The sequence below is a fragment of the Mycolicibacterium obuense genome (assembly GCF_055397605.1).
This window is the reverse complement of sequence record NZ_AP043663.1, coordinates 3,641,978-3,657,525: the sequence shown is the minus strand read 5'-3', so window position 1 is coordinate 3,657,525 and position 15,548 is coordinate 3,641,978. Positions and strand designations below refer to the sequence as shown.

Annotated in this window: 15 protein-coding genes and 1 pseudogene; 10 read left to right on the top strand and 6 right to left on the bottom strand. The window is 68.5% G+C overall.

Features of this window, described 5'->3' with window-relative positions; translation table 11 throughout:
- Positions 1-22 precede the first annotated feature (22 nt).
- Genes ACZ50N_RS17370 through ACZ50N_RS17350 form a run of 5 tightly spaced genes read left to right on the top strand, consistent with a single transcriptional unit; the run spans position 23 to position 6,053 of the window.
- Positions 23-1,573: a carboxyl transferase domain-containing protein gene (locus ACZ50N_RS17370; protein ID WP_464473409.1), complete on the top strand. Its 1,551-nt coding sequence runs from the start codon at positions 23-25 to the stop codon at positions 1,571-1,573.
- Between the two features lie 7 nt (positions 1,574-1,580).
- On the top strand, positions 1,581-3,572 hold the full coding sequence (locus tag ACZ50N_RS17365; protein ID WP_464473408.1) for an acetyl/propionyl/methylcrotonyl-CoA carboxylase subunit alpha: 1,992 nt from the start codon (positions 1,581-1,583) through the stop codon (positions 3,570-3,572).
- Positions 3,569-4,729, top strand: coding sequence for an acyl-CoA dehydrogenase family protein (locus ACZ50N_RS17360; RefSeq protein ID WP_464473407.1), 1,161 nt, complete (start codon positions 3,569-3,571; stop codon positions 4,727-4,729). Before ACZ50N_RS17365 ends, ACZ50N_RS17360 begins: the two co-directional genes overlap by 4 nt.
- Positions 4,726-5,208 carry a MaoC family dehydratase gene (locus ACZ50N_RS17355; protein WP_046363912.1) on the top strand — a complete coding sequence of 161 codons (483 nt, stop codon included), beginning with the start codon at positions 4,726-4,728 and terminating at the stop codon, positions 5,206-5,208. Before ACZ50N_RS17360 ends, ACZ50N_RS17355 begins: the two co-directional genes overlap by 4 nt.
- The gene (locus ACZ50N_RS17350; RefSeq protein WP_046363911.1) at positions 5,208-6,053 is read left to right on the top strand and encodes an HpcH/HpaI aldolase/citrate lyase family protein; all 846 of its coding nucleotides are present in this window, start codon (positions 5,208-5,210) and stop codon (positions 6,051-6,053) included. The genes ACZ50N_RS17355 and ACZ50N_RS17350 overlap by 1 nt, the downstream gene beginning before the upstream one ends.
- On the opposite strand, the gene ACZ50N_RS17345 is transcribed toward ACZ50N_RS17350, so the two are convergent.
- Positions 6,038-6,418, bottom strand: coding sequence for a hypothetical protein (locus tag ACZ50N_RS17345; protein ID WP_048423756.1), 381 nt, complete (start codon positions 6,416-6,418; stop codon positions 6,038-6,040). The genes ACZ50N_RS17350 and ACZ50N_RS17345 overlap by 16 nt on opposite strands.
- A gap of 105 nt (positions 6,419-6,523) precedes the next feature.
- Between ACZ50N_RS17345 and ACZ50N_RS17340 the strand changes: the two are divergent.
- From ACZ50N_RS17340 to ACZ50N_RS17325, 4 genes and pseudogenes are all read left to right on the top strand, one after another.
- A pseudogene (locus ACZ50N_RS17340) lies at positions 6,524-6,637 on the top strand (CoA ester lyase); the annotation flags it as partial.
- Between the two features lie 100 nt (positions 6,638-6,737).
- Positions 6,738-7,817 (top strand): pyruvate dehydrogenase (acetyl-transferring) E1 component subunit alpha, encoded by a 1,080-nt coding sequence (pdhA, locus tag ACZ50N_RS17335; RefSeq protein WP_464473406.1) that lies wholly within the window; start codon positions 6,738-6,740, stop codon positions 7,815-7,817.
- Position 7,818: 1 nt separating this feature from the next.
- Positions 7,819-8,838, top strand: coding sequence for an alpha-ketoacid dehydrogenase subunit beta (locus ACZ50N_RS17330; RefSeq protein WP_464473405.1), 1,020 nt, complete (start codon positions 7,819-7,821; stop codon positions 8,836-8,838).
- Positions 8,835-9,968: a dihydrolipoamide acetyltransferase family protein gene (locus tag ACZ50N_RS17325; protein WP_464473404.1), complete on the top strand. Its 1,134-nt coding sequence runs from the start codon at positions 8,835-8,837 to the stop codon at positions 9,966-9,968. Before ACZ50N_RS17330 ends, ACZ50N_RS17325 begins: the two co-directional genes overlap by 4 nt.
- Positions 9,969-9,971: 3 nt before the next feature.
- Here the strand turns inward: ACZ50N_RS17325 and ACZ50N_RS17320 are convergent, their stop codons facing one another.
- Positions 9,972-10,724: an enoyl-CoA hydratase gene (locus ACZ50N_RS17320; RefSeq protein WP_046363907.1), complete on the bottom strand. Its 753-nt coding sequence runs from the start codon at positions 10,722-10,724 to the stop codon at positions 9,972-9,974.
- Between the two features lie 4 nt (positions 10,725-10,728).
- Positions 10,729-11,259 carry a hypothetical protein gene (locus ACZ50N_RS17315; RefSeq protein ID WP_464473403.1) on the bottom strand — a complete coding sequence of 177 codons (531 nt, stop codon included), beginning with the start codon at positions 11,257-11,259 and terminating at the stop codon, positions 10,729-10,731.
- A gap of 94 nt (positions 11,260-11,353) precedes the next feature.
- Between ACZ50N_RS17315 and ACZ50N_RS17310 the strand changes: the two genes are divergently transcribed.
- A complete protein-coding gene (locus ACZ50N_RS17310; RefSeq protein WP_464473402.1) occupies positions 11,354-12,433 on the top strand; it encodes an acyl-CoA dehydrogenase family protein in 1,080 nt (359 codons plus the stop codon).
- Positions 12,434-12,440: 7 nt separating this feature from the next.
- Here ACZ50N_RS17310 and ACZ50N_RS17305 read toward each other — a convergent pair whose 3' ends face one another.
- The 3 genes from ACZ50N_RS17305 to ACZ50N_RS17295 all read right to left on the bottom strand — a co-directional run bounded on the left by ACZ50N_RS17305 (position 12,441) and on the right by ACZ50N_RS17295 (position 15,537).
- On the bottom strand, positions 12,441-13,295 hold the full coding sequence (locus ACZ50N_RS17305; RefSeq protein WP_236694275.1) for an IclR family transcriptional regulator: 855 nt from the start codon (positions 13,293-13,295) through the stop codon (positions 12,441-12,443).
- Positions 13,296-13,404: 109 nt separating this feature from the next.
- The gene (locus ACZ50N_RS17300) at positions 13,405-14,691 is read right to left on the bottom strand and encodes a histidine phosphatase family protein (protein WP_464473401.1); all 1,287 of its coding nucleotides are present in this window, start codon (positions 14,689-14,691) and stop codon (positions 13,405-13,407) included.
- Positions 14,692-14,784: 93 nt separating this feature from the next.
- The gene (locus ACZ50N_RS17295) at positions 14,785-15,537 is read right to left on the bottom strand and encodes an acyl-[acyl-carrier-protein] thioesterase (RefSeq protein ID WP_464473400.1); all 753 of its coding nucleotides are present in this window, start codon (positions 15,535-15,537) and stop codon (positions 14,785-14,787) included.
- Positions 15,538-15,548: the final 11 nt, after the last annotated feature.

Genomic DNA, 15,548 nt, shown 5'->3' with positions numbered 1-15,548 from the left:
CTAGTTGAGGTGGATTCCGAGGATGCCGACGCGGACATCACATCGTGACGACCATGCCGAACTGGTCGAGCAGTTGCGGGAAAAGTTGGCCGCCGCGGCTCTCGGCGGCTCGCAGCGCGCTCGCGATCGGCACGTCGCGCGAGGAAAATTGCTGCCCCGCGACCGCGTGGACGGGCTGCTCGATCCGGGTAGCCCCTTTCTCGAGATCGCTGCGCTGGCAGCCAACGGCATGTACGACGACGAGTGCCCGGGCGCCGGCATGATCGCCGGCATCGGCCGGGTGTCCGGCCGCGAATGCATGATCGTCGCCAACGACGCCACGGTCAAAGGCGGCACCTATTACCCGGTGACGGTCAAGAAACACCTTCGCGCGCAAGAGATCGCGCTGCAGAACCGGCTACCGTGCCTCTACCTGGTGGACTCCGGCGGCGCATTCCTACCGCGGCAGGACGAGGTCTTCCCCGATCGCGACCACTTCGGGCGCATCTTCTACAACCAGGCGACCATGAGCGCCAACGGAATTCCCCAGATCTCCGCGGTCATGGGATCGTGCACCGCGGGCGGCGCCTACGTGCCGGCGATGAGCGACGAATCGGTGATCGTGCGCAACCAGGGCACGATCTTCCTCGGCGGACCGCCTTTGGTGAAGGCCGCGACCGGAGAGGTCGTCACCGCCGAGGAACTCGGGGGCGGCGACTTGCACGCCAAGGTGTCCGGGGTCGCCGACCATCTCGCCCACGACGATCGCGATGCGCTGCGCATCGTCCGCCGTATCGTCAGCACCCTGGCGCCGAAGGCCGACGCGCCCTGGGACGTCGCCGACGTCGTGGACCCGGTGGCTGACCAGACCGAGCTCTACGACGTCGTCCCCGTCGATCCCCGGGTGCCCTACGACGTCCACGAGGTGATCAGCCGCATCGTCGACGGTGGTGAGTTCGCCGAATTCAAGGCCGCTTACGGCACCACGTTGGTCACCGGCTTCGCGCGCATCCACGGCCATCCCGTCGGCATCGTCGCCAACAACGGGGTGCTGTTCGGCGAATCCGCGGTCAAGGGTGCGCATTTCATCGAGCTGTGCGATCAGCGCAAGATCCCGCTGCTGTTCCTTCAGAACATCTCCGGCTTCATGGTCGGCCGCGATTACGAGGCAGGCGGCATCGCCAAACACGGCGCCAAGATGGTCACAGCGGTCGCCTGTGCCCGGGTACCCAAGCTCACGGTGGTCATCGGTGGGTCCTACGGCGCCGGAAACTACTCGATGTGTGGGCGCGCGTATTCGCCTCGCTTCCTGTGGATGTGGCCCAACGCCAGGATCTCGGTGATGGGCGGCGAGCAGGCCGCGGCGGTGCTCGCCACCGTTCGCAGTGACATGACCGCGGACGAGGAAGAGGCGTTCAAGGCGCCCATCCGCGCCCAGTACGAGGCGCAGGGCAATCCGTACTACTCCACCGCCCGGCTGTGGGACGACGGCGTCATCGATCCCGCTGACACGAGAACGGTTGTCGGACTGGCTCTCTCGGTTGCCGCCCAGGCGCCGCTGAACCCGGTCTCCTACGGCGTCTTCAGGATGTGACCTCCCCATGACAAAAAGCTTCGATACGGTTCTGGTGGCCAACCGCGGGGAGATCGCGGTCCGCGTCATCCGCACGCTGCGGGCGATGGGGATTCGGTCGGTCGCTGTGTTCAGCGACGCCGATGCCGGTGCCCGGCATGTCGCGGAGGCAGACGTCGCGGTGCGCCTGGGCCCGGCGCCGGCTCGGCAGAGCTATCTGTCGATCGACGCGTTGCTGTCCGCGGCCGAGCGCACCGGCGCCCAGGCGGTGCACCCCGGATACGGGTTCCTCTCGGAGAACGCCGCATTCGCCCACGCCCTCGATGCCGCGGGGATCACGTTCATCGGACCGCCGACCGCCGCGATCCGCACCATGGGGGACAAGATCTCTGCGAAGGCCACGGTGTCGGCCGCTGGAGTTCCGGTGGTCCCGGGCATCTCGCGGCCCGGCCTCACGGATGACGACCTGATCGCGGCGGCCCCGCAGATCGGGTTCCCCGTACTCGTGAAGCCCTCGGCGGGCGGTGGCGGTAAGGGTATGCGCGTGGTGCACGAGGCCGGCGAACTGCCCAGCGCGTTGGCCAGTGCGCGTCGGGAGGCATCCTCGGCGTTCGGCGACGACACCCTGTTCCTCGAGCGGTTCGTGCTCAATCCGCGCCACATCGAGGTGCAGGTCCTCGCCGACACCCACGGCGGCGTCGTGCATCTGGGGGAGCGCGAGTGCAGCCTGCAACGCCGGCACCAGAAGGTCATCGAGGAGGCGCCCTCACCGCTGCTCGATGCGGCGACGCGGGCGCGCATCGGCGCTGCGGCGTGCGACACGGCGCGTAGCGTGGCTTACACCGGTGCCGGGACGGTGGAATTCATCGTCTCGGCCGATCGGCCCGACGAGTTCTTCTTCATGGAGATGAACACCCGGTTGCAGGTGGAGCATCCGGTGACCGAGATGGTGACGGGCCTGGATCTCGTTGAGCTGCAGGTGCGTATCGCCGCGGGAGAGGAACTGCCCGTCGGCCAGGACGACATCGCGATGCATGGACACGCGGTCGAAGCGCGGATCTACGCCGAGGATCCGGCTCGCGGATTCCTGCCGACCGGCGGCACGGTGCTGACGCTGCGTGAACCGGCCGGCCGGGGAGTCCGGGTGGATTCGGGGCTGGCCGCTGGCACCGTCGTCGGCAGTGACTACGACCCGATGCTGGCAAAGGTGATCGCCCACGCCGAGGACCGGACCAGCGCGCTGCGATCACTGGATGCCGCGCTCGCCGACACCGTGGTCCTGGGGCTGACCACCAACGTCGACTTCCTGCGATTCCTGGTGGCCGACCCCGACGTGGCGGCAGGCCGACTCGACACCGGGCTGCTCGATCGTCGCCTCCCGGACTACGCACCGACGCCGCCGCGGGAGGACGACCTGATCGCCGCCGCCGCGTACCGGTGGCTGACGAGCTGGCCGGCGCAGCCCGAAAGCCCCTGGGCGGTGCCCTCGGGCTGGCGCATCGCGCATCGCGCGCCGATACCGATCCGGCTGCGTGCGGGCGACCGCACCGACCACGTCTGGCTGACCGGCGTGCCGGAGGCGGCGACCGCGACCGTGGAGAACGGCGAAACCCGCTCACTACGGGCGCTTCTCGACGACTCGAGACTCGACGTCACGATCGACGGTCTGCGCGTCGAGTACCTCGTCGCCGACGAGGGCGGGTCGATATGGCTCGCCACCGAGGGCCGGGTGAGCGTGGTCGAGGAGGTTCGCGAAGAGCCGGTGCGGCCGGACGACGCACACAGCGGCGACGCCGAGCTGACGAGCCCGATGCCCGGCGCGGTCGTGGCGGTCGGCGTCGAGGACGGCGCCCCGGTCACCGCGGGCACCGTCGTCGTCACCGTCGAGGCGATGAAGATGGAACATGCACTCACCGCGCCGGTCGACGGAGTGGCCGAACTCCTCGTCGGTGCGGGCGAACAGGTGAAAGTGGGCCAGGTGCTGGCCCGTATCACGGCGACCAAGGAGCAACCGCAATGACAGACTTCCTCTCGACCGGCACGCTGCCCGACGACTACGCGCAGTTGGCCAAGACAGTCCGCGACTTCGCGCAGAGCGTCGTCGCTCCCGTGGCGGCCAAGCACGACGAGGAGCACTCGTTCCCCTACGAGGTCGTGGCCGGCATGGCCGACATGGGTCTGTTCGGGCTGCCGTTCCCCGAGGAGTACGGGGGTATGGGGGGTGACTACTTTGCGCTCTGCCTCGCGCTGGAGGAACTCGGAAAGGTCGACCAGAGCGTGGCGATCACGCTGGAGGCAGGGGTCTCGCTAGGAGCAATGCCGGTCCACCGGTTCGGCACGGAAGAGCAGAAGCAGGAGTGGCTGCCGCTGCTGGCATCGGGAAAGGCGTTGGGCGCGTTCGGTTTGACCGAGGCCGGCGGCGGCAGCGACGCCGGTGCCACGAAGACCACCGCACGCCTTGACGACGGGCACTGGATCATCAACGGCAGCAAGCAGTTCATCACCAACTCGGGTACCGACATCACCAAACTCGTGACCGTCACGGCGGTCACCGGAGACAACGGCGGTAAGAAGGAGATCAGCTCGATCCTGGTGCCGGTGCCCACGCCCGGTTTCACGGCCGAACCGGCGTACAACAAGGTGGGCTGGAACGCCTCGGACACCCATCCGCTCAGTTTCGACGACGTGCGGGTGCCGCAGGAGAACCTGCTGGGGGAGCGGGGCCGCGGGTACGCGAACTTCCTGCGCATCCTCGACGAGGGGCGCATCGCGATCGCCGCCCTGTCGGTGGGTGCCGCCCAGGGGTGCGTCGACGAGTGCGTGAAGTACTCCAAGGAACGGCATGCCTTCGGGCGCGCGATCGGCAGCTACCAGGCCATCGCGTTCAAGATCGCCCGGATGGAGGCCCGCGCGCACACCGCTCGCGCGGCGTACTACGACGCGGCCGCGCTGATGCTTTCCGGCAAGCCGTTCAAAAAGGCTGCGGCCGTGGCCAAGCTGGTGGCCAGCGAGGCGGCGATGGACAATTCGCGTGATGCCACCCAGATCTTCGGTGGCTACGGTTTCATGAACGAATACCCGGTCGCGCGCCACTATCGCGACAGCAAGATCCTCGAGATCGGTGAGGGCACAACGGAAGTCCAGCTGATGCTGATCGGACGGGAGCTGGGCCTGTGAACCGGGTGGTCGTGCAGCGGGGTCTGTGGTTCGAGGAGTTCGACACCGGTGTGCTGTACCAGCATCGGCCGGGTCGCACGATCACCGAGGCCGACAACGTCTTGTTCACGACGCTAACGATGAACACGCAGGCGCTGCATCTGGATGCCGCGTTCTCCGACGCGCTGCCGCCGTTCCATCAGCGCCTGGTCAATTCGATGTTCACGCTGTCGACCCTGGTGGGTCTGTCGGTGGCGCAACTGACGCAGGGCACGATCGTCGGCAACCTCGGGTTCGGTGAGGTGGCTTTCCCGAAGCCGCTGTTCCACGGGGACACGCTGTACGCCGAGACCCAGGTGACCGACAAGCGGGAGTCCAAGAGCCGCCCCGGTGAGGGGATCGTGACGTTCGCGCACACCGGCCGTAACCAGCACGGTGACATCGTCGCCACCGCGTCACGCAAGACCATGGTGCGCAAGCGTCCTGACGGGGAGGCGTGATGCTCGCCGCTCCCGGTCCGGGCTGGCTGTTCTGCCCGGCCGATCGCCCGGAACGTTTCGAGAAGGCTGCGGCGGCAGCCGATGTCGTGATCCTCGACCTCGAGGACGGCGTCGCGGGGAAAGACCGTACGGCGGCCCGGGCCGCGCTGATCGAGACCCCACTGGATCCGGCGCGCACCGTGGTGCGCGTGAATCCGGTCGGCACGGCGGATCACGCCGAAGATCTCGCAGCGCTCGCCGAAACCGACTACAGCACCGTCATGCTGGCCAAGACCGAAACGGCCGAGCAGGTGGCCTCATTGGCGCCCCGCGACGTCGTCGTCCTCGTCGAGACGCCGCTGGGCGCCCTCGCGGTGACCGAGACCGCGCGGGTCGAGAACACCTACGCGCTGATGTGGGGCGCGGAGGACTTGTTCGCGGTGACCGGGGGAACCGCCAACCGCCGGCCCGACGGCTCCTACCGCGACGTGGCCCGCCACGTGCGCTCGCAGACCCTGCTCGCCGCCAAGGCATATGGTCGCCTTGCGCTGGACTCGGTGTACCTCGACATCAGAGACCTCGACGGGCTGCGCGCCGAGAGTGATGACGCTGTCGCGGTCGGGTTCGACGCCAAAGTCGCGATCCATCCGACGCAGGTCGCGGTCATCCGGGCGGCCTACGCGCCCACCGAGTCGCAGATCGACTGGGCGCACAGGGTCCTCGACACCGCGCGCACCCAACGCGGCGTCTTCGCGTTCGGCGGCCTCATGGTGGATGCCCCAGTGTTGCGGCGGGCGGAGCGCATCGTCGCGTTGGCTGCCCACCCCGGGGGTTCCGACGCAGGCGCCGTTCAGGGGAACGTGTAGATGCAGTGCCCGCTGCCACCGATCGGCGCAAAGGCCACGACCGCGTCGTCCAGCGTGATGGAGCAGCCCGGCCCCGGCACGTCGCGGCCGGTGGCCACTACTTGGAGCATCGTGGTGTCAGGACCGATGTCGATCGCCTGGGTGAACGGCAGCGGTGTGTGATCAGGCACCAGGCCGGTGTCCGGATCGGTGACGATGCTGAACACCTCCCCGCTGCCGAATGCGGAGAAGACCACGTGATGGGTGCCAGGGGCGTAGGGCAGGGGTTCGGCAACGGCGGGCGCCGCTAGGGCCAAGCCGAGCGCCCCGATGAGCGGCACGACTGTGGACGCCGCCAGTCTGGTCTTGTGCAGGGTGAGGATCATTCGGTGTTCGCCTTCTGAGGAAAGTGGGCTGATGGGATAGCAGTCGCCACTCTGACGGGCCGCGATGGCTGTGGCGCGAGTAGTCCACTACCCGATTGCTCGGGGGACACGGCCCGAACGCGACCGGGCGTCTTCGCTGTCGGTGGCATCATGGTGAGTGCCCCAGTGCTTCGGCGGGCGGAGCGCATCGTCGCGTTGGCGCCCCACCCCGGCAGCTGACGGACAGACCTCCCACGAGAGGTCAGCACCGACCGCCTTTGCGCTGAGCACCTCAGTCGACTGCCGGCGCGATCCGCCGGCAGTGACCCTAGGAGGCGGTATGGCCGGTGTTGTGGAACCGATTTCGCTCGTTGCGCCCGATGGCGCGCCGACGGCGGAGACCCGATACCGAAGACAGCTGCCGCCCGAGACCCTGGCCTGGCTCTACGAGTCGATGGTCGTCACTCGCGAGCTCGACACCGAGTTCGTCAACCTGCAGCGGCAGGGCGAGCTCGCGCTCTACGCGTCGTGTCGCGGTCAGGAAGCGGCGCAGGTCGGCGCGACCGCCTGTCTGCGCAAGACCGATTGGCTGTTCCCGCAGTACCGCGAACTCGGCGTGTTCCTGGTGCGCGGGATCTCCCCGCCGCAGATCGGCGCCCTGTGGCGGGGCCGGTGGCACGGTGGCTTGGGCTTCACCGACAGGTGCTGCGCCCCGATCTCGATTCCGATCGGTACGCAGGGTCTGCACGCCGTCGGTGCCGCGATGGCCGCGCAGCGGCTCGGGGAGGACAGCGTGACCGTCGCGTTCCTCGGTGACGGCGCGACCAGCGAAGGCGATGTGCACGAAGCGCTGAACCTCGCGTCGGTGTACCGAGCGCCGTGCGTGTTCTTCGTGCAGAACAACCAGTGGGCGATCTCCGTGCCGGTGCACCGCCAAGTGGCCGGGCCGTCGATCGCCCAGCGCGCCGACGGCTACGGCATGCCCGGTGTGCGCGTCGACGGCAACGACGTGCTCGCCTGCTTCGCGGTGATGGCCGAGGCGGCTGCCCGCGCCCGCGCCGGCGGGGGACCGACGCTGATCGAGGCGGTTACCTACCGGATGGGTCCGCACACCACCTCCGATGATCCGTCCCGCTACCGCGACGCCGACGAGGTGGAGCACTGGCACGCACGGGATCCCATCGCCCGGTGCGGCACCTATCTCAACGGCGAGGGCATGTGGACGCAGCGCTTGGAGGACCGCGTCGCGCACCGGGCGCAGCGGTTGCGCAGTGAGCTGCGGGAGGCCGTGCTGAGCGAGCCGGACGCCGCGATCGAGGAGGTGTTCGACACGGTCTATCACCGCATCACACCCGATCTGGCCCGCCAGCGCGACGCGTTGATCGCCGAACTGGCAGCCGACACTCTCGAGGAGGCCTGACATGACGCAGCTGATCGAGCGGCCCTTCGGGTTCGACGACGACGTGCCGGAGGTGGAGAACCTCTCGATGGCAGAGGCCATCAATCGAGCCCTGTCGGATGCGATGCTCGCCGACGACCGGGTGGTGGTGTTCGGGGAGGATGTCGCCACGCTGGGCGGTGTTTTCCGCGTCACCGACGGATTGGCCCGCAGATTCGGTGACAGCCGATGTTTCGACACCCCGCTCGCCGAGTCCGCGATCGTGGGCATCGCGATCGGGATGGCGATCCGTGGATTCGTGCCCGTGCCGGAGATCCAATTCGACGGTTTCGCCGCGCCCGCGTTCGACCAGATCGTCAGCCACCTCGCGAAGTACCGGATGCGCACCCACGGCGACGTCGACATGCCCGTGACCATCCGCATCCCGTCGTTCGGCGGAATCGGTGCGGTCGAACACCATTCGGAGTCCACCGAGACCTACTGGTTGCACACGGCCGGGTTGAAGGTGGTCGTCCCGTCCACGCCGGCGGATGCGTACTGGCTGCTGCGGTACGCGATCGCCGAACGCGATCCGGTGCTCTTCCTGGAACCCAAACGCCGCTACTGGGCCCGAGAAACCGTCGACACCCGCAATCCGGCGGAACCGCTGGGCCGCGCGGTGATTCGCCGAGCCGGTCGGGATGTCAGCGTGATCACCTACGGCCCGCTGGTCGCCACCGCGCTCACCGCAGCGGAAACAGCCACTGCCAGCGTCGAAGTCATCGATCTTCGGACGCTCAATCCCTTGGACATGGCCACGGTGGCCGCGTCGGTGCGACGGACCGGACGCGCCGTGGTGATGCACGAAGGTTCGCGCACAATGGGTTTCGGGGCCGAACTGGCGGCCCGCATCCAGGAGGAGTGTTTCTACGAACTGGAAGCTCCGGTGCTGCGTGCCACCGGATTCGACACGCCGTACCCACCGGCCCGGCTGGAACGACTGTGGCTACCCGGCGTCGACCGGCTCCTCGACTGCGTCGACGACGCGATGAGCCGGCCATGAGCACCGCGCGGGACTTCCTGGTACCCGATCTCGGTGAGGGTCTCGAGGACGCCACGATCACCGGCTGGGCCGTCGCCGTCGGCGACGAGGTGGCGCTGAACCAGACGCTCTGCACCGTCGAGACCAACAAGGCCGAGGTGGAGATCCCCAGCCCCCATGCCGGTCGGGTCGTCGAACTCGGTGGCGCCGAGGGGCAGACGCTGCCGGTCGGTGCGCTGCTGGTGCGGATCGAGACCGACGGCTCCGCGCCGAAGCGCACGCCCGTCCTGGTCGGCTACGGCGCCGATGACGCGCTCGACGGCAGTCGCCGGCGCGCCAGAGCCAAGCCGCCGGTCCGAAAGCTGGCCGCTGACCTCGACGTCGACCTCGGCCGCGTCGACGGGTCCGGACCCGAGGGCATCGTCACGCGCGCCGACGTGCTCGTCGCCGCGGGGCCGGCCGCCGATGCTCCGGTCACTGGGGTACGGCTCGCGATGGCGCGGCGAATGGCACTGTCGCGCAGTGAAATTCCCGACGCTCATGCGTCGGTGGAGGTCGACGGCACCGCGTTGCTCCGGCTGCGTGAACACTGCGTGTCCGCCGGCGCGACATCGGTCACCCCGTTCGTCCTGGTGCTGCGGCTCACCGTCGCTGCGTTGCGCAGACATCCCGAGCTCAATGCCACTTGGCTCGACACCGTCGACGGGCCCCGCATCCATACACACTCGGCGGTCCACCTGGGCGTCGGGGTGGCCGCGCCGCGCGGGCTACTGGTGCCGGTGGTTCCCGACGCCCACAACCGGACCACCCGGCAGCTCGGCGACGACGTGGCACGGCTCGTGGCGGCGGCCCGCGAGGGCACGATCGCACCGTCGCAGATGCAGGGCTCGACGTTCACGGTGTCGAACTTCGGGGCACTGGGACTCGATGACGGGGTGCCGGTGATCAACCACCCCGAAGCCGCGATCCTTGGCGTGGGCACCGTGAAGCCGCGCGCCGTGGTGGTCGACGGCGAGGTGGTGGCGCGGTCGACGATGCGACTGACGTGCGCGTTCGATCATCGGGTCGCCGACGGTGCCCAGGTGGGTGCGTTCCTGTCCGAGCTGCGGTCGTCGATCGAGACGCCGGCGACGGCGCTGCTCGATCTGTAATGGCTAGCGGCGCTTGGCGGCGGCCAGGCGTTCGGCGAACTCGGGAGACTCGATCGAGCGGGCCTGCGGTCCGATCTCGACATCCACGGCCATGTGGTGCTGATGCATGTCGGTGATCCCGGGGTTGAACGTCGCGCGCATCGACGCCTTGGTCGCGACGACCACGTCCCGCGGCGCCGCCGCCGGTCCGGCGGCCAGGGCGCGTGCCGCCGCCACCGGATCGTCAGCGATCTCGAGCGCCAACCCGTGTCGCACGGCAGTCTCGGCGTCGAAGCGCATCCCGAACAGCAGCGCGGCGCGCGCTGCCTGTGGCCCGATGGCGCGCTGCAGCATGAACGTCGCGCCGCCACCGGGATGGATGCCCAGCTTCTGGAACCGCGGATCGAACAGCGCCCCCGGGCCGGCGATCCGCACGTCGGCGGCCAGCGCGAGGTTCAGACCTGCGCCGACAGCGGGTCCGTTCACCGCGGCGATGGTCGGCAGACTGCATTCCGCGACGGCGAGAAAGCCGTCGTAGATCACCCGGAGCCCGTCCTCGGTGGCCTTGCCGAGCGCGGTCAGGTCAGCCCCCGCGCAGAACGCTTTCCCCGCGCCCGTGACGATCACCGCGTGTACACCGGGGTCGGCCTCGGCGGCCTCCACGGCGGTGCGCAACGCGGCCGAGCTCTCGGCGGTGACGGCGTTGCGGCGATCGGGGTCGTTGACGGTGATGAGTGCCACGCGGTCGGTGACCTCGCTGAGTACCAGATCGGACATCCGCTCAGCGTAGCGAGGCGGCGATGTCGTCGAACAAGTGAACGGCCAGCCGTGCACCGGCGTCCACCTCACCCCACCGCCGCGTCGCGGGGTCGTCGGCGTCGAGTGCGTGCCTGCTGTGTTCGAGTAGCCGGTCAGCGGCTGCTCGAGCGCGGGCCACGACCTGGCGGCACACCATCACGACCTGCTCGAGATCGGCGTGCGCGATGGCGAATTCGGTGAGCTGGAGTTCGGCGGCGTCGATATCGGATGCGGCCCGCGCGACCTGCGCGGCATCGGAATCCGCGGTCGTGCCGCCATGGTGGGCCGCGAGATGGCTCCGCAATTGCTCGACATGTCGAAGCCACATGCCGTGGGCCGATCCGACCACCACCGCGGTCGCCCCGGTGACGGCGCGGATCGACCGGCTGCGGTCGAGGGGACGTTCGTCGCCCGCGTCGAACGTCGCTTCGAGCCACGCTCGGGAACTGTCGGCGACGGCGAGTTCGCGGATGCGGGAGACGAATTCGCGAATGGGCCTTTCCGGACCGGTCATACCGACCTTTCTCACGGGAGGTGGTAAGCATGATCGTGGCACGAAGAACAGGTCGGTGATGTCGAGTCCACCTACCCGATCTGTTCTCGACGCGGTGCGATCTCTTCTGCCTGCCATCGCGGACGCCGCGGCCGATGTCGACCGGCACGGCGCGGTGCATTCGGATGTCATCGATGCGCTGCACGACGCGGGTTATTTCGCGCTTCTGCAGTCGCAGGCCGTCGGCGGCCTCGACGCTGATCTCGAGGTGTACCTGGCCGCGACTCGCGAACTCTCGACGGCATGTACGTCCACAGGGTGGCTGGCCGGGTGGCTCGGCGTGAACAGCTGGGGGCTGTCGATGCGCGACCCGCGAGTGCTCGGCGAGATCTGGGGAACCGATCGCCGTGCGCTGCTGTGCTCGTCGTATGCCCCGACGGGTCGTCTGCATCGGCGTGACGGCGGCTTCTGGCTGTCCGGCCGGTGGTCGAGGTGCACCGGCGCCAGACATTCGTCGTGGTTGAGCGCTGCGGCGCTGCGGGTCGGCGCCGACGGTGCGGCGCAGGACTTCATGGCCGTGCTGGTGCCCAGAGCCGACTACGTCGTCGAACCGACGTGGAACGGCTTGGGTCTGAGGGGGATCGGCGCCGACGACGTGGTGGTGGCCGGTGCCTTCGTACCGGATCATCGGGTGTTCAGCTGGCTGCACCTCGACCCCGAGGTGTCCGCGACGGCACTGGATCGGCTACCGCAGCCGACGGTGTTCACGCTCGCCGGAACCATGCCGCTGCTGGGTGCCGCCCAGCGCGCCGTGCAGAGTGTGGGAGGGGGCGAAGGACGCCCGGCGTTGAGTGCTATCGCCATGGCGGCCACGGACATCGAGCTGTCGCTGCTCCAGATCCAGCGGGATGTGGCCGATCTCGTCCGGTGTGTCGAGGACGGAGGGCAGCCCGATACCGCGTTGGTGCTGCGGACCCGACGCGATCAGGTGATGGCGTGCGAACGGGCGGTCACCGCGGTGCGAGCGGTCGTGCAGGACGTCGACCGGTACGAGGGCCACGACGAGGCGCTGACGGAACGGCTGTGGCGCGATATGCAGACGGCACGCAAGCACGTGTCGAGCAATGTGGAGCAGGTGCTGTCCGTCGCCGGCCGATCTGCGTTGGGGCTCACCGTCGATGACCTGATCTGGTGATCGGTGCTCACACCCAGTCGTCGGAGGACAGCGTGCGCAGCACGCGGGACAGCATGTCGTCGGTGACGGCGGCCAGATCTGCCTGCACACCCGTGGGGGCGACGGTGTCGCCCAGTCGGTCGGCGATCCCGCGAGCGGCGCGGGTCAAAAACGGTGCCACTCTTTTCAACCGCTCGGCGGGGGCGGGGCCGGTCAGAGAGATTCCGGCGATGTGGCCGGCCGGCGTGCGAATCGCGGCAGCGACGCTCGCCAGCCCCACCGTGAGTTCCTGATCGTCGTAGGCGAGTCCGTGCCGTGCGCGAATTCGTGTCAGCTCTTGATGCAGGGTGGGGAGGTCGCCGATGGTGGCCGGGGTGATCTTGCGGAGCGTCGCATCGAGGAGGGCATCGACGTCTTCGGCAGTCATCATCGCCAGCGCGGCCTTGCCCAGTGCGCTGGCATGGGCGGGAATGCGCCCGCCGACGCCGACGGGAACCACGACTCCGCCGCCGCCCGAGATCTTGTCGAGGCAGGAGATCTCGGCGCCGTCGAGGACGCCCAGATGCACGACCAACGTGGTGTCGTTCTGCAGGCGCTCCAGGACAGGCGAGGCCACCCGGCGCAGGGCCTGATGATCGTCGGAGACCGGCAGCGATGCGGCGGTGCGACAGTAGCCGTCGGCGCGGTGCTCCAGCAGTCCGGCGTCGTGGAGCTGAGTCAGGATGCGGTGGGTGGACGAGCGGGGGAGCCCGGTTCGGGATGCGATCTGATCGAGCCGCAGCAGAGTGGCTGCCGAGTCGAACGCGGTGAGAATCAGCGACACCCGGGCCACCATCGACGCAGGTGCACCGTCGGTGTCGATACCTGTCTGCCGCGCCACCACCTCGGTCACGGTAGCGGCGGCGGGCCGGCGGCGGTGCGGATTCGCGACACGATCAAGCCCCTCCGCTGTCCGGCGGAGGGGCTGATCGGCGATCCTTCCTAGTGGCGTGTCACGCCGCGGCGTCGTGGGTTCCTGCACCCTTGCCCGCGTTGTCTGCGCCGGCATCCGCTGTGGTGGAGGCTGTGCCGCGGCGCTTGCCGAACGGCTTCGAGGCCTTCCTGGTGGTGTCGGCCGTGGCGTCGACTGTTACCTCGTCGCGCGCCTGCGCAGCCTCGATCTTTCTGATCCGGTTGCGTTTCGGTGTCCGCGTGGCTGTGTCGTCGGACGCCTCGCTGGCTTCGGTCTTCTCGGCCTTGATGACCTGCGCCCGGGACACGTCGGACTTCTCGGCGGACTTCTCGGCGGCGGGCACGAGGGCGGGCGCCGGGTCGGCCTTCGTGCCGAGTCCTGCGATGATCTTGGCCCGGACCGCGCGGTGATACTTCGAGATCGAGAACGCCGCGTCGGTGACGCTGTGGTTGAGCGCGGTCGCGATGGTGGCGAGGTCGCGAGACTGGAACGAGGCGACGAACTCCTGTGCGCTCGCGGCGAGTTGACGATTCAACGTTCGTCTCTGGCGCTGCACCTCGGCGACGAAGGTCGGCTCCTGCGCGAACAGCTTGCCGTTCCAATTGACCAGGGTCCAGCCGTCCTCGGCGTTTCCTTCCACGATCACGTACTGGGCGTTGCCCAGAGGTGCAGTTCGCAGGAGGTCGATCTTCTGTGCGGCCGTGAGGTTCTGGGCGTTCATCATCGTCCAGAACATGATGGCGCCGCCGTGGGAGAAGACGGCAGCGTTGCGGTCGCCGTTGTCGTAGATCGTGGCGAGCGCCTGGTCGACGCGAGCATCGAATTCGTTGCCGTCGATCGAGCCGGGGATGCGCAGGTTGCGATTGCCCTGGACAGCCCAGGCCAACGGGTAGAGGCCGTAGCCGCTGGATGCCTGGCTCTCGGGCGTCCCTTCGAACACGCCCGCTTCGATCTCCTGCAGACCGGGCAGAACCTGGATGGGCAGCCTCAGGTCCCGGGACATCGGCGCCGCAGTGAGTTGCGTCCGGACCATCGTGGAGGCGTAGATGCCGTCGTAGTTGTTGTCCTCGAGCAGCGCTGCCACGGCCTCGGCTTGCAGCTGGCCCTTGGCGGTCAGCAGCGGCCCGGGCGTCGAGGTGTCGATATTGCCCGACGCATTGCCCGCCGACTCTCCGTGCCGGATGAAGGTCACCCTCATCAGTTCGGCGGCGCTCGCCGGCACTGCGGCGCCGATCAGCAGGCCGGTGACGGCCAATGCGACTCCGAGCAGGTGACGCACCGTGCGTCGCTGCCCGTGGGACGCGTCCGGAACAGACGCCTGTTTCATGAGGGGTTCCTCCCGCCGTTGGTCAAGGTCGTGTTCACCGTGATCAACGGGTCAGGTGGGAACAAGGCGCAGTCCCACTGATCGAGACCGGAGTCAGAGACTCCGAAGCAGTGCCGCGGCGCGGACCTCGTCGTCTACGGTCAGCGCGATGTGGACGTCGTCACCCTGGCGGGTCCATCCGAGGGTGACGTCTTCGCCGTACTTGATCGGCTTCCGGTACTCGACGACGGCTCGGTAGGGCGGCGCGCACACCTCTGGCGCCAGCGCCATCACCTCGTGGATGGCATGCCAGTAGGCAGTGTTGGTCACGTGCTCGAACAGGTCGATGTCCGTGCGCCGCAACGCAAATGGCGTGGTGTGTTCGATCGTCTCCGGGTTCTTCAGCCACGGCCGCCATTTGAGGCGGTGCTCGGAGGTGGTGGTGCCGAACTTCTCCAGCAGGGTGTCGGTGGCGCGCTGCGGTGTCAGCGTCTTGGCGTTCATCGCGATCCAGAAGCCCTCGGTCTCGATGCGGCCGCCGTCGCTGCCGACGAGATCCACCCGCATGGTGCACCAACGCAAAGACAGGGCCGAGCACCATCGGCTGAAGGTCACCTCGTTGGGGAATTCGATCGGTTCGATGACGTCGATGACCGTGCGCTGCACCAGCCAGTGCGGATGCTCTTCCGCTTCGCCCGCGTCGACGAGGTTTTCTGCACCCACCTCCTGGATGTAGCGGGCCACGCCGTCGAGGCGCAGGTTGAGGTCGTCGCCGACGTCGCCCGTCGCGACGCGCCACCCGGTTCGATAGACGTATCCGGACTCGGGCAGCGGGCTCAGTCGGCGGTCGACGTCTTCAGTGCTCATCGCCGGTCAGC

Excerpts from the sequence above, each read along its gene's own strand:
- ACZ50N_RS17345 (WP_048423756.1), bottom strand. The coding sequence starts at position 6,418 with ATGATCCTCACCCTGCACAAGACCAGACTGGCGGCGTCCACAGTCGTG.
- ACZ50N_RS17360 (WP_464473407.1), top strand. The coding sequence starts at position 3,569 with ATGACAGACTTCCTCTCGACCGGCACGCTGCCCGACGACTACGCGCAG.
- ACZ50N_RS17350 (WP_046363911.1), top strand. The coding sequence starts at position 5,208 with ATGCTCGCCGCTCCCGGTCCGGGCTGGCTGTTCTGCCCGGCCGATCGC.
- ACZ50N_RS17325 (WP_464473404.1), top strand. The coding sequence starts at position 8,835 with ATGAGCACCGCGCGGGACTTCCTGGTACCCGATCTCGGTGAGGGTCTC.
- pdhA (WP_464473406.1), top strand. The coding sequence starts at position 6,738 with ATGGCCGGTGTTGTGGAACCGATTTCGCTCGTTGCGCCCGATGGCGCG.
- ACZ50N_RS17370 (WP_464473409.1), top strand. The coding sequence starts at position 23 with ATGCCGACGCGGACATCACATCGTGACGACCATGCCGAACTGGTCGAG.
- ACZ50N_RS17320 (WP_046363907.1), bottom strand. The coding sequence starts at position 10,724 with ATGTCCGATCTGGTACTCAGCGAGGTCACCGACCGCGTGGCACTCATC.
- ACZ50N_RS17315 (WP_464473403.1), bottom strand. The coding sequence starts at position 11,259 with ATGACCGGTCCGGAAAGGCCCATTCGCGAATTCGTCTCCCGCATCCGC.
- ACZ50N_RS17365 (WP_464473408.1), top strand. The coding sequence starts at position 1,581 with ATGACAAAAAGCTTCGATACGGTTCTGGTGGCCAACCGCGGGGAGATC.
- ACZ50N_RS17300 (WP_464473401.1), bottom strand. The coding sequence starts at position 14,691 with ATGAAACAGGCGTCTGTTCCGGACGCGTCCCACGGGCAGCGACGCACG.
- ACZ50N_RS17295 (WP_464473400.1), bottom strand. The coding sequence starts at position 15,537 with ATGAGCACTGAAGACGTCGACCGCCGACTGAGCCCGCTGCCCGAGTCC.
- ACZ50N_RS17330 (WP_464473405.1), top strand. The coding sequence starts at position 7,819 with ATGACGCAGCTGATCGAGCGGCCCTTCGGGTTCGACGACGACGTGCCG.